12 protein-coding genes are annotated in these 12,726 nt (G+C 72.4%); 6 read left to right on the plus strand and 6 right to left on the minus strand.

Going from position 1 to position 12,726, the window contains the following annotated elements:
• Window positions 1-109 precede the first annotated feature (109 nt).
• Together ACFWU9_RS35970 and ACFWU9_RS35975 are read right to left on the minus strand one after the other, a co-directional pair.
• Entirely contained in the window at window positions 110-1,582 is a 1,473-nt protein-coding gene (locus tag ACFWU9_RS35970; protein ID WP_384325305.1) for a flotillin family protein, read from the minus strand.
• Between the two features lie 170 nt (window positions 1,583-1,752).
• Complete coding sequence (locus tag ACFWU9_RS35975) at window positions 1,753-2,262, minus strand: hypothetical protein (RefSeq protein WP_384325306.1); 510 nt, start codon at window positions 2,260-2,262, stop codon at window positions 1,753-1,755.
• Window positions 2,263-2,417: 155 nt separating this feature from the next.
• Here ACFWU9_RS35975 and ACFWU9_RS35980 point away from each other — a divergent pair, with 155 nt between their 5' ends.
• Complete coding sequence (locus tag ACFWU9_RS35980) at window positions 2,418-3,257, plus strand: polysaccharide deacetylase family protein (protein ID WP_384325307.1); 840 nt, start codon at window positions 2,418-2,420, stop codon at window positions 3,255-3,257.
• Between the two features lie 568 nt (window positions 3,258-3,825).
• Here ACFWU9_RS35980 and ACFWU9_RS35985 read toward each other — a convergent pair.
• From ACFWU9_RS35985 to ACFWU9_RS36000, 4 genes are read right to left on the minus strand one after another with little or no spacing between them, the layout of a single operon-like run.
• Window positions 3,826-3,978 (minus strand): hypothetical protein, encoded by a 153-nt coding sequence (locus ACFWU9_RS35985; protein ID WP_384325308.1) that lies wholly within the window; start codon window positions 3,976-3,978, stop codon window positions 3,826-3,828.
• 30 nt (window positions 3,979-4,008) lie between these two features.
• Window positions 4,009-4,677: an ABC transporter gene (locus tag ACFWU9_RS35990; RefSeq protein WP_384325309.1), complete on the minus strand. Its 669-nt coding sequence runs from the start codon at window positions 4,675-4,677 to the stop codon at window positions 4,009-4,011.
• Window positions 4,674-5,558: an ATP-binding cassette domain-containing protein gene (locus ACFWU9_RS35995; RefSeq protein WP_384325310.1), complete on the minus strand. Its 885-nt coding sequence runs from the start codon at window positions 5,556-5,558 to the stop codon at window positions 4,674-4,676. Before ACFWU9_RS35995 ends, ACFWU9_RS35990 begins: the two co-directional genes overlap by 4 nt.
• Before the next feature lie 7 nt (window positions 5,559-5,565).
• Entirely contained in the window at window positions 5,566-6,243 is a 678-nt protein-coding gene (locus ACFWU9_RS36000; protein WP_384325311.1) for an AIM24 family protein, read from the minus strand.
• A gap of 173 nt (window positions 6,244-6,416) precedes the next feature.
• Here ACFWU9_RS36000 and ACFWU9_RS36005 point away from each other — a divergent pair, with 173 nt between their 5' ends.
• The 5 genes from ACFWU9_RS36005 (at window position 6,417) to ACFWU9_RS36025 (ending at window position 12,583) form a co-directional block, all read left to right on the plus strand.
• Window positions 6,417-7,160 carry a peptidyl-tRNA hydrolase gene (locus tag ACFWU9_RS36005; RefSeq protein ID WP_384325318.1) on the plus strand — a complete coding sequence of 248 codons (744 nt, stop codon included), beginning with the start codon at window positions 6,417-6,419 and terminating at the stop codon, window positions 7,158-7,160.
• Window positions 7,161-7,291: 131 nt separating this feature from the next.
• Window positions 7,292-8,077: a DUF4142 domain-containing protein gene (locus tag ACFWU9_RS36010; protein WP_384325313.1), complete on the plus strand. Its 786-nt coding sequence runs from the start codon at window positions 7,292-7,294 to the stop codon at window positions 8,075-8,077.
• A gap of 149 nt (window positions 8,078-8,226) precedes the next feature.
• A complete protein-coding gene (locus tag ACFWU9_RS36015; protein WP_384325314.1) occupies window positions 8,227-9,711 on the plus strand; it encodes a DUF692 family multinuclear iron-containing protein in 1,485 nt (494 codons plus the stop codon).
• Window positions 9,712-9,717: 6 nt separating this feature from the next.
• Window positions 9,718-10,671: a TIGR04222 domain-containing membrane protein gene (locus ACFWU9_RS36020; protein ID WP_384325315.1), complete on the plus strand. Its 954-nt coding sequence runs from the start codon at window positions 9,718-9,720 to the stop codon at window positions 10,669-10,671.
• Window positions 10,672-10,903: 232 nt separating this feature from the next.
• A complete protein-coding gene (locus ACFWU9_RS36025; protein WP_384325316.1) occupies window positions 10,904-12,583 on the plus strand; it encodes an alpha/beta hydrolase in 1,680 nt (559 codons plus the stop codon).
• Window positions 12,584-12,726 lie beyond the last annotated feature (143 nt).

Genomic DNA, 12,726 nt, shown 5'->3' on the forward strand with positions numbered 1-12,726 from the left:
TTTTGGGGGGTGTGTGGTTTTTGGTGTCCGGGGGCGGGGGGCTGTGGTGGGGGGGGCCCCCCCCACGCCGCCCCCCCCCGCCCCCTCGGGGAAAGGGATCTGACGTTCGTCAGCCGCTGATCTCGATCTTCTTCTCGCTCGTCGGCGACGTGGCCCTCTCGGCCCCGGCAACCGTCCTGGCCTCGGCCTTGACCCCGGCGGGCCCGGACGGACCCGTACGCCCCGACAGGCCCTTCAGCAGCTCGGCGATGTCGACGCCGGTGGTCGACGTCAGCAGTTCCATGCCCTGCGCGACGTTGTCGGTGACCGTCCGCGAGAGCTGGCTCGCGCCGTCGGTGGAGATGACCGTCAGCTTGTCGATGGCGCTCAGCGGCTCGGCCGCCTTGCCGACGACGGCGGGAAGCACCTCGACGAGCATCTGGAGCACGGCCGCGTCACCGTACTGAGCGAACGCGTCGGCCTTCTTCTGCATCGCGCCGGCCTCCGCCGTACCGCGCGCCGAGATGGCGTCGGCCTCCGCCTCACCCTCGATCCGTACGGCCTCGGCGAGCGCCGCACGGCGCAGCTTCTCGCCCTCACCGGTGAGCCTGGACCGCTCGGCGTCCGCCTCGGCCTCCTTGACCTGCGCGATCCTGCGGGCCTCCGCCTCCTGCTCGGCCTGGTAGCGGGCGGCGTCGGCCGGCTTGCGCACCTGTGTGTCGAGCTGACGGTCCGTCAGGGCAGCCTGCCGCTGCGCCACCTTCTCCTGCTCGCTGAGGACCTCCTGCTGGCGCGCGGCCTCGGCGAGCGGTCCCGCCGCGTTGGCCTTGGCCTTCGCCGCCTCGGTCTCGACCCTGATCTCGGCCTGCTTGAGATAGAAGGTCCGCTCGGCCACCGCGATCTCCTCGGCGGCCTTGAGCCTCGCCTGCTCGGAGGCCCGCTTCGCGATCGCCTCGGCGATGTCCGCCTCCTGGCGGGCGCGGGCGGCCTCGGGCCGGCCCAGGTCCTCCAGGTACGAGCCCTCGGTGGTGATGTCCTGGATCTGGAAGGCGTCCAGGATCAGGCCCTGCCCGGAGAGGCTCGCCTCGGCCTCCTCGGCGACCTGCCCGGCGAAGGCGGCGCGGTCGCGGATGATGTCCTCGACGGCCATCCGGCCGACGATGGCGCGCAGTGCGCCGGAGAGCACTTCCTGGGTGAAGCCGACGATGCCCTTCTGCTGCCGCAGGAAGCGCTGGGCGGCGGCGCGGATGGCGTCCTCGTTGCCGCCGACCTTGACGATCGCGACGCCTTCGAGGTGCGCCTTGACACCGCGCAGGGTCACGGCGCCCCGGACGGCGACCGGGATGTGCCGGCTGGAGAGGTCGAGCGTGAACTTCTGCTGGACGAACGGGACGACGAACACGCCGCCGCCCACCACGACCTTCTGGCCGCTGTTGTCGGTGCTGACCCGGCCGGTGACCGGGTCGGTGGACGACTTGCCCCGGCGGCCGGTGATGATGAAGGCCTCGCTGGGGCCCGCGACCTTGTAACGGGTGATGACGACGAGAGCGAGCAGGACGAGGAGTACGACGACTCCCGCCACAGCGATGATCACTGGACTCATATGGTTGCCCCCTGTTGACGTACAAGCTGACGGCGTCGCACATGTGGGACGCCGGTCGCCGAGTGGTGGTTCGGTGCGGCGGCGATTCGGTGACGTGCCGGTTCCGTGACGGGCCCGTTCGGTGACGCGGGCGGTCGACGGTGCGGCGGCCGGCCGTGCGGCGGTGGGGGTCAGCGCTCCACGGGACGGACGCCGACCGAGGTGGACGACAGCGTCGACTCCACCCAGACCTCGGCGCCCCGTGCGAGCGGCACCGTGCTCCTCGCGGCGAACTTCACCGGCTGGCCCGCCACCCGGAGCATCACCTCGCCGTAGCCGTCGACCGGAATGGCCGTGACCACGGACCCCGACGTACCGAGGAGATCGGCTCCCTTCGGTGTGGCGTCCGTCTGATCGCGCATCAGTACGCGGCTGAGTTTCCAGGCCAGCCAGCCGGTGACGGCACCGGCGACGACGCCCGCCGCGATCGCGGGACCGGCGCCGAGGTCGGTCGTACCGAGCACGATCGCGCCGCCGAAGCCCAGCATCGCGACGAATCCCGCCACGACGGGCAGCGAGAACAGACCGGCGAACAGGCCTTCGAGCACTCCGCCGAACAGCCCCTCGAAGATCCCGTCGAAGATCAGCGCCACGGCGAGCAGGACAACACCCGCGATACCGAGACCGAGAAACACATCCATGGGTCGCCCCTCCCCCGGCTCTCGCCGGTCCCCCTTGAACCCTTGAATGGAAGAAGAATTTTCTCACGGTCCGTCACGGCAGAGCAGTGCCGGGTTCCGGCAATCTTCGAGTGCCGAAACCGCAGGATGAACATTTAGTCATATATTTTCCCTGTATGCCTACATACGTACCGAGACTGGTGCCCCTCGCCCTGCTGGGGGCCGTCCTCGTGGGATGCGCCGCCGAGACCGATACGCGACTGGCTCCTGCCGCGTCGACCGGCCCCGTCACCCGCCAGCCGGCCGGGCCGGAACGCCCGGCGACCACCCCGGTCTTCCTCCGCGCCGCGGACCCCACGGGCAAGACACGTGCCGGAACGGCCGTCAAGACCGTCGCGCTCACCTTCGACGCGGATATGACGGTCGACCACGGAGCGCGCGCCGCGCGTGGCGAGCGCTTCGACAACCCGACCCTGATCGCCTCGCTGCGCCGGCTCGAAGTCCCCTCGACGATCTTCATGACGGGCCGGTGGGCGGAGGAGTATCCGTACCAGGCGAGAGAGATCGGCTCCGACCCCCTGTTCGAGGTCGCGAACCACTCCTACAGCCACCACTCCTTCACGGCCGACTGCCATGGGCTGCCGGCCCTCCGGAAGGAGGACATGGCCGCCGATGTGGAGCGGGCTTTCGGCGCCTTCCGGAGGGCGGGGGTACGGCAGGTGGTGCCGTATCTCCGCTTCCCCGGCGGCTGTTACGACCGGTCGGCGCTGCGCGCGCTGGCGCCGGCCGGTCTGACGGCGGTGCAGTGGGACGTGGTGAGCGGCGACGCGTTCGCCACGGACGCGGACGCGGTGGCGGAGCGGGTACTCACCGAGGTGCGGCCCGGCTCACTGGTGGTCATGCACTGCACGACGAGCGCGGCACCGGTGACGGACGAGGCGGTCCGGAAGATCGTGCCGGCACTGCGCGAGCGCGGCTACCGCTTCGTCAAGGTGTCGGAGCTGATGAAGAGCTGAACGGGACCGGCCGACGTGCCGGGAACGGGACTGCCGGAGCCCCGGGACACCGGGTTCACCCTGCGGGGGGAGCGCGGTGCCGGACGGGACCGGGAGGCGGATCCCGGAGGATCCGGGTATCACGCGGCGGGACCGGGCAGCGGCCCCCGGGGGATCCGGCGACCCGCACGCGACCGCGCTGCCGATCCCGGCGCATCCGGCGGCAATGCGGCGGGCGGGCGGCGGCGCGGGCGGGCGTGAACCGGCTGCCGGAGTCCGTGCCGCGCGCACCCTGTGGGAGCGCCTGGACGTCCCCACGGACCCGTGCGCCTCCCGCCCGTCGCGCGCCCGCGCGGGCCAACTGGCCCCAGAACGGGCCGCGTTCACCGCGACAGCGCGTACTCAGGAGGCGCGTCGTCCGTCTCGCCGGACGGGCTCACGGCATGTGTTCCAGTGCCCTTCCAGCGGATCGCCCCCGGGCGCCCGGTGCGGTGCGTCGCCAAGCGGAGGAGGACCGTGCTTGTACCGCGTGTACTCGGACGAGTCCGACAACGCGGCAAGCTACCGTGCCGGGCGCGCCGGACGGCGGTCAGCCCGAGCAGGCCGTTCGCTGGGCCTCGTGCCATTCGCAGACCGGGCACAGCGTGGTGCCCTTGGTGGATTCCGGGTGCTCGGTCGGCTCGCCGCAGTGCACGCAGTCCGCGTACTCGACCGGTTCGGTGCCCCTGGCGTCGTCATCCATGGCGTCGAGCCTACTGAACCGCCGACCGCGTCAGGCGCGCCGGACGCCCAGGACGCAGACCAGCCCCGCCACCACGGCCGCCAGCAGCGCGGCGGCGGCCAGGGGCAGGCCGGGGGTGTGGATCGCGCCCGTGCGTGAGCCGGTCACCAGGCCGGTGACGGCCGCCTTCGCCGGGGAACCCGTGGTCACCAGTGCCAGCAGCGCGAAGAGCGCGGTCAGTGCGAGCGACCAGCCCCGGCCGCGGAGCAGCGGCCGGGAGCAGAGCGCTCCGACCGAGGTGCCGACCAGGAGGGAGACCAGCGCCGCGAGCAGCCCGGCCGTGCCGGCCGGCAGGGGCGCCACGTCCACCAGGCCGTCGGCGCTCTTCGGGGCGCTGACGGCCGTGACGATCACCGTGCCGACGGTACCGAGCGCGGTCGCGCAGGCCGCCGCGGCCAGCAGTGCGGCGAGATGCGCGCGGGGCATGCCGGAGGCGGCGGCCGTGACGGCGCGCGCCGCGTCCGGTTCCTGGGTGACGCAGATCCGCACCAGCCAGGCGGTGACCGGGAGCAGCGCCGCCGCGGCGACACCGAGCGAGTCGAGCACCGGCTCGCCGCCCCGGACGCCGACGGCGAGGATGATCCCGTAGAGCAGGACCGGCGGGAGCCAGCGCTGTGAGCGCAGCAGCATGGCGGTGTGGTAGCGGAACAGTGCGGTCATGAAGTGGCGTGCTCCGTCGTGCTCGTCGCGTTCTGTTCGATGCCGGCCGGGGCGCGTACCTCTCGGATGTGCCAGGGCGGGCGGGCCGCGAGCAGTGCGCGCAGCAGTGCGTCGGAGTGCGCGGCGGCGACGCTCAGCAGTACGGTCCCGGTCTCCGGTCCCGGCTCGTGCGTGGGAGCGCCGGGCAGTCCGTCCGGCGGCGCCGCGCCCGGCGGGCCGACGGCCAGGACCCGTACCCGGGGCCCCTGTTGGGCCGGTGAGGACGGTGTCGTACCGCGTACGAGCGCGTTTCCCGCCACCGCGTACACGGCGTCGGACGCACCGGCAAGGCGCTGTGGGTCGTGGTCCACGAAGACGACCGTGCCGCCGGCGGCGACGCGTTCGGCGACCGCCAGGTCGAGTTGTGCACGGGCCGCGGTGTCGAGCCCCGTCCACGCCTCGTCCAGCACCAGCAGCTCCGGGTCGGCGAGCAGCGCCTGGGCGACCGCGACCTTCTGGCTCGTGCCCTTGGACAGTTCGGAGAGCGCCGTACGGGCATGGCCGCCGGCGCCGAAGCGCTCCAGCCACTCGGCCGCGCGCGCCACCGCCTCCGGCCCCCGCAGTCCATGGATCCGGCCCAGGTGCGTCAGATATCCGGCGGCCGTGAAGGGCAGCGCGACGGGGAACCGCTCGGGGACGTACGCCGTACGGCCCGGCCGTCCGGTGACCCGGCCCGCGGTGGGCGAGTCGATCCCGGCGAGCAGCCGCAGCAGCGTCGACTTGCCGCTGCCGTTCGTGCCCTCGACACGGATCAGGCTGTGGGGCGGCAGCGCGAGATCGACGCCGCGCAGCACCCAGGGGCCGCCGACGCCGTAGCGGCGGCCCACTCCTCGCAGTTCCATGTGGCGGTCAGTTCGTGGAGGGCTTCGTGGGCGTCAGCTCGCTCGGCCGGACGATGACGAAACCCTCGCCCTGGAGCATCAGTTGGACGGCCTCGCCCGAACCGCCGCGGATCATCGACCCGACGGACTGCGAGCGGTGCAGCGAGGTGCTGAGCTGGGCGCTCCAGCCGACGACGGCGTCCGTGTCGACGTACACCGGTGCCTGCTGGCTGACGGGGATGACGATGGGGTTGCCCTCGCAGATGATGGCGAGCTTCCCGTAGCCGGTGAAGAGGCTGTTGAAGAGGCCGCCGCCGGTCATGCCGGCGCCCTTCACCGACTTGATCTCGTAGGAGAGGGTGGAGTCGAAGCACAGGACGTTACGGCCGTTGACCGTGAGCGAGTCGCCCTGGTCGATGTCGACGATGAAGCAGTTGGCCGCCTCGTGGGCGAACCACGCCTCGCCCTGGCCCTTGACGGCCATCAGCGGCAGGCCCTCGCCGGTGACGGCGCGCTTGAGCATCCCGCCGATGCCCTGGCCCTTGCGTTCGAACTGGAGATTGCCGCGGAAGGCGATCATCGACCCCTGGCGCGCGTGCATCTCACCGTTGACGGCGTACTTGACGGACTTGGCGTTCTGGAGGCTCATGCCGGGGGTGGTGGCCTGTTGTGCCATGTTCTCGCTGGCAAAAAGATCGCTTTTCATGTCGAGCATGGTCACCCGGAGGGGGCTGTTCCGCCAACAGGACGGCGAGTCGGGACTGGCACACTTGACACGTGAGCATCGACAACACCTCCGGCACCACGACGGGCGGCCCGACCGACGGCCGGGACCAGGGCCGGGACCAGGACCACGGCCGGGGCCCGGACGGCGCCGAGATCCATGCCGACAGCCCGTTCCGGCATGAGCGGACCGCGCGGGACGAGGCCCCGCAGTACGTCCTGCCGCTGGTGGTGCGGATCGAGAAGGCGGCGCCGCCGACCCGTACCGACGCGCTGGAGGCCGCCGCCCGCGCCGTCCTCGTCATGCTCGCCGACGAGCGGTCCACGGGCGACGGCGAGTGGGCCCGGGCGATGCGGGACTGGCAGGACGCCCGGATCCGCAAGGTGGTGCGCCGGGCGCGCGGCGCGGAGTGGCGGAAGGCGTCGCACCTGCCGGGGATCACGGTGACCAGCCCCGAGGATGCCACCGAGGCCGCCGAGGGCGCCGCCTTCGCCCCGTACGCGGAGGTACGGGTCTTTCCGCCGGTCCCGCTGGACGGCTGGCCGAAGGAGCTGGCGAAGCTCCAGGTGTCGGGCACCGAGCTGGCCGACCCCGAGGATCCGCCGGCCGCCGACCCGGCCGGACCGGTGCTCTGGCTGAGCCCCGATGTCGGCATGTCGGCGGGCAAGGCGATGGCCCAGGCGGGCCACGGCGCACAGCTCGCATGGTGGGAGCTGTCGGAGACGGAGCGCAAGGCGTGGCGGGAGGCCGGCTTCCCGCTCGCCGTCCGTACTCCGGACGCCGCGCGCTGGCGTCAGCTGACCGTCAGCGGGCTGCCATTGGTCCGGGATGCCGGTTTTACGGAGATCGCTCCGGGGTCGAGCACGGTGGTCGCGGATCATCCGGCGCTGCGGCGTTGAACACTCCCGTTCCGGAATTCGTATCTCCCTATACCGCTAGGTAGGTTGTATGACCGCTCCGCGAGCGGTTAATTCTGCGGTGGTAAGCGGCGGTACGCGGTGTTAGTACATCGGCCCGGGAGAACACTTTGTTGCGACGTATCAATGGCACGGCACTCATCATCGCGGCGCTCGTCGCGACGGTCGGGGCGCTCGCCTTTCCAGTCTGGTCGTACGCCGACCGGTCCGGCACCGGGGAGGCGAACCTCGCGGCGTCGAGCGTGTCGACCCAGTGGGGTCCGCTCTCGGCGACGGACCGCGACTTCCTCGTGAAGGTGCGGCTCGCGGGCCTGTGGGAGCTGCCCGCCGGCCAGCAGGCGATCGAGCGTGCCCCGAGCCAGGCCATCAAGGACGCGGGTGACCACCTCGTGGTCGGCCACACCGATCTCGACGCCCGCGCGCGCGACGTGGCGGCGAAGCTCGGTGTGGCGCTGCCGAACCAGCCCAACGACCTGCAGCAGGGCTGGCTCAGGGAGCTGTCGGCGGCGACCGGCGCGGAGTACGACCGGAAGTTCGCCAATCTGCTGCGCAATGCCCACGGCAAGGTCTTCGCGCTGGTGGCCGAGGTCAGACATACGACCCGGAACTCCCTGATACGGCAGCTCGCGACCGACGCGAACCAGACGGTGCTGGACCACATCACCATGCTGGAGGCCACCGGCCTGGTGGACTTCGACAGCATCGCGCGGGAGGCCGCGGGCACCAAGACCGCCAGCCCCACGGGTCCGCCGCCGCCGAACGGCAACCTTCCGCCGTCGCCGCCGGCCGCCTCACCGACCGGGGACAGCTCCTTCACCTCCCGGCCCTCCACCCAGCCGGGCGCGCCGACGGCCGTCAACACCAACCGGCCGCCGCCGAGCGTCAAGGCGACGCCGTGAATCGGTGAATGCCGGGAATCATGACGGTCGTCCGCTTTCTGGGGAACCTCAAATCATGCTCTGAACGTCCCCTCCTTCGGATTCACCGGGATCCGGCGGGGCCATCACTCCTGAACCGGCACTCGCCGCGGTACGGAGGAGGGGGACTCATGAGCCACGCAGCACAGCGGGAGAACCAGGGGACGCTCACGGATCCGGGGAAGCCGGGAGGCCCGGCGGAGCTCGGGAGCCCGGCGGGCCGAGCCCGGCCGGGGGCGCTGAGAGACCTCGGGATCGGCATCGGCTGGCGGCCCGAGATCGCGGACGCGGTGGAGGCGCTGCCCGGCGTCGACTGGGTCGAGGCCGTCGCCGAGAACGTCTGCGCTGACCATCTCCCCGACTCTCTCGTCCGGCTCCGCGCACGCGGCGTCACCGTCGTCCCGCACGGCGTCTCGCTCGGCCTGGGGGGCGCCGAGCGGCCCGACGCCAAGCGCCTGGCCGATCTGGCGGAGCGGGCCGAGGCACTCGGCTCCCCGCTGATCACCGAACACATCGCCTTCGTACGGGCCGGAGGCGCGCTCACCGCCTCCCCGACGCTTCAGGCCGGCCATCTGCTGCCGGTGCCGCGCACGCGTGACGCGCTGCGGGTGCTGTGCGAGAACGTGCGGATCGCCCAGGACTCCCTGCCGGTGCCGCTCGCGGTGGAGAACATCGCCGCGCTGATCAACTGGCCCGACGAGGAGATGACGGAGGGTCAGTTCCTGGCGGAGCTGGTCGAGCGTACGGGCGTACGGCTGCTGATCGACGTCGCCAACCTGCACACGAACCAGGTCAACCGGGGCGAGGACCCGGCGAAGGCGCTCGACGAGCTGCCGGTCGAGGCGATCGCCTATGTGCATGTCGCGGGCGGCGTCGAACGCGACGGCGTCTGGCACGACACGCACGCCCACCCGGTGAGCGCCCCGGTGCTCGACATCCTGGCGGAACTGCGCTCACGGGTCTCCCCGCCGGGGGTCCTGCTGGAGCGGGACGACAACTTCCCGCCCACGGCCGAACTGGCCGCCGAACTGGACACGATCCGCGCGACGCTGCGGGGACCCGGCCCAGCCCCCGTACGGGGTACGGGAGTCGCTCCCGGCCCGGAGAAGCCGTCCGAAGGCGCCGAGAGCCCGGCCCCCGCCTCGGCCGGTCCGTCCGGGGCGACGCCTTCCTCGGAGCGGGCGCGGCCCGGCGACGTCCCGGCCGACCGCGTCCGGGAGCGCCTCGCTCTCGCGCAGACCGCCCTGCTGTCCGCCCTCGTCGCCGGGACCCCCGCCCCCGAGGGGTTCGACTCGCGGCGGCTCGGGGTGCAGAGCCGGGCGCTCGCCGGGAAGCGGGCCGAGGTCGTCGCCAAGGTGGCGCCTGAGTTGCCGGGCATCCTCGGTGACGGCTACCGCACCGCGTTCCTCGCGTACGCCAAGTCCCGCCCCATGCGCGCCGGTTACCGGCGCGACGCGCTCGACTTCGCGGAGCACCTGCTGATCGCCGATCTGCCGGCGGACGCGGCGGCGCGGCGTGAGCTGACGCGGTGGTGGCGGGACCGGTCCGGGGCACGCCCGCCGGGCCGGGCGACGCGTATCGCCCGGGTGGCCCGCTCCGTCCTCGTGGGGCGGTGACCGGCCGTGGAGCTGTTCGCGTCCCTTCTCCTGGCGGCCATCGGCCTCTCCAGCGTCGTACTGATCGTCGGCGTGGTCAGCCTGCGCTCACACAGCGGTGCCTATGAGATCCACGACCCGATGGACGCCGCCTTCCTGGGAGGAGGGCCGGGCCGGGTCGCCGAGACCGCCATCGTCGCGATGCACTCGGACGGGCGGCTGGGCATCGGCGGACCCGGCATCGTCGCCGTCCACAGCCAGGTCGCCCACGACCCGGTGGAAGGCGCCGTCCTCCAGGAGCACGCCCGCGCGCCGCACGGCGCCCTGCACTCGCTGCGGCTGGCCGTGATGCGCGGCCGCGCCGTACAGGACATCGGCGACTCCCTGGCGACGCGGGGTCTGCTGATCCCGGCGAGCAGGGCACGGATCTGGGTGTACTGGGCGCTGACCCAGGCCGTCCTGTGCCTGCTCGTCATTCCTCTGACGATCGTCCTGCTCCTGAAGTCCCCGTCGGAGGCCCTCGTCCTGATGATGCCGCTGGCGTTCCTCGGGACCTTCTCCGGGATCGTCTGCGCGGTGCACGCCAAACGGCGGCTCACCAGATCCGGGATCAAGGCCCGGGCCGGGTTCCGTACGACGTACACGCACCTCACCACGCCGGCGCATCTGGTCGCCCTGGACGGGCCGACGGCGCTGCCGGACGGGCTGCTGCGCGAGCAGCTCACGGTCGCGGCGCGCATGCGGCCCGGGCGGGACTTCGAGCCGGCGTCGCATCTGGCCGACGCGATGGTCGAATGGTGCGCGACGGCGGCCTTCGCCGACGGCGGCGGCTCGGGAGGCTCCGGCGGCTCGGGAGGCTGCGGGGCTTCGGGAGGCGGCTGCGGCAGCTCCGGGGGATCGGGCTGCGGCGGGGGTTCCGGCGGTGGCGGTGGCGGCTGCGGGGGTGGCGGAGGCTGCGGAGGGGGAGGCGGCGGAGGCTGACCGCCCGTCCTGTACCGGCGGGACAGCCGCACCCGTACCCGCGCCGCCTCCCGCCCCGTCGCGCCCGTGCACGAACCATGTGCGGCCCGATCCCGCACCCCGAACGGGCCTATTGAGTGACTGTATGACGCATCGGAGTCACACGCTCCGACACCGCTCACAGATCCTTCGCCGGGCTCGGGCGCCGGAGATGATCGCCTTCCCCCACCGCGGCACGCCTGAAGGGAAAGCGATGAGAGCAGTTGCGAAGTACGGGGCCCTGGCCACCCTCGGCTCCTTGGTCCTGTCCACCCTCTCCGTCGCCCCGGCGGGCGGCGCGGACTTCGCCGGCACCTCGTCGGAGGAGCGCGGCACCGTCGTCGCCGCCAAGCGCGCCGCCGCCGCCGGAATCAAGTTCCGTACCTGCCCCAAGGCCGAGATGCTGCCCGCTCCCCTGGTCTGCGGCACGGTCGAGGTCCCCCTCGACTACGCGAAGCCGGACGGCGAGCGGATCAGACTCACCGTCAGCCGCGTGAAGGCCTCCGGCAAGACGGGCGCCGCGGGCGGCGACGGCAAGGCCGTGGAGACCGTCGCGCGCCAGGGCGCGCTCGTCTACAACCCCGGCGGCCCCGGCGCCTCCAGCATGGCCTTCCCGCTGGCGGCCGGGCTGCCCGAGTGGAAGCGGATCGCGGCGGCGTACGACATCGTGGGCTACGCCCCGCGCGGCGTCGGCCGCTCCGCGCCGCTGTCCTGCCAGAACGCCGCGGACTTCGCGAAGGCGCCCACCCTCGCGCCGACGCACCCCTCGGAGTCGTACAAGAAGGAGCGGATCTCCCGCGCCAAGGCGTACGCCCAGGGCTGCGCCCGCAATGCCGGACACACCCTGCGCCACTACACGTCCCTGAACAACGCGCGCGACCTCGACGTCCTGCGGGCCGCCCTCGGTGAGAAGAAGCTGTCCTTCATGGGCGCCTCCTACGGAACGTACTTCGGCGCGCTCTACGCCTCGCTGTTCCCGTCCCACGTACGACGGATGGTCTTCGACTCGGCCGTCAACCCGGACCCGGAGCAGATCTGGTACCGCAACAACCTCGACCAGTCGCTCGCCTTCGAGCAGCGCTGGGCGGACTTCCGGGCCTGGGTCGCCAAGCACGACGCGACGTACCGCCTCGGTGACACGCCCGATGAGGTGCAGCGCAGTTACGAGCGGGTGCGCGCGGCGGTCGCGCTCAAGCCGGCGGACGGCAAGGTCGGCCCCGGCGAACTGCACGCGGCGATGCTCGGGGCGGGTTACTACGACGACTACTGGGCGGTGCGCGCGAGCGCGCTCTCGGAGTTCCTGGAGGGCAACCCGAAGCCCCTGGTCGACCAGGCGAAGCCGCAGCCGTCGGCGGCCGTCGACAACGAGAACGGCAACGCCGTCTACACGGCCGTGGAGTGCAACGACGCGCCGTGGCCGACCGACTGGAAGGTGTGGGACCGCGACAACACCGAACTGGCGTCCCACGCCCCGTTCGAGACCTGGGACAACGCGTGGATGAATCTGCCGTGCGCCTTCTGGTCGGCGCCGCGCCAGCGGGCCGTGGACATCCGGACGGCGCCGGGTGAGCTGCCGAGGACGCTGATCCTGGCCGCCGAACGGGACGCGGCGACGCCGTACCCGGGGGCCCTGGAGCTGCAACGGCGGCTGTCGGGCGCCGCGTTGGTGACCGAGCGCGACGCGGGCACGCACGGGATCGCGGGCGGTCCCAACACCTGCGTCAACGACCATGTCGAGGCGTATCTGCTGGCCGGAAAGACGCCGGCGTACCGCGCGGAGTGCAAGCCGCACGCGGAGCCCGACCCGGTCTCGCGCGCCGCGGACGAGACCCGGGCCGAGGACGAGACCCGCTCCGAGCTGCGACGGCGGCTGAACCCGGGCGCTCAGCTCTGACCGTGGGCCGGGCCCCCCCAACCCGCCGGGCCCCGCCCCTCCACCCCAATACACCGCTCCAAACGAAGCCACCGCCCATACACAGCGGTCCGCCCCCAAATCCGCACAAAATAGCCCAGTAATCAACCGCCCAGTATGGTACA

Source organism: Streptomyces sp. NPDC058653 (assembly GCF_042716895.1).
In the GTDB taxonomy this organism is placed as follows: domain Bacteria; phylum Actinomycetota; class Actinomycetes; order Streptomycetales; family Streptomycetaceae; genus Streptomyces.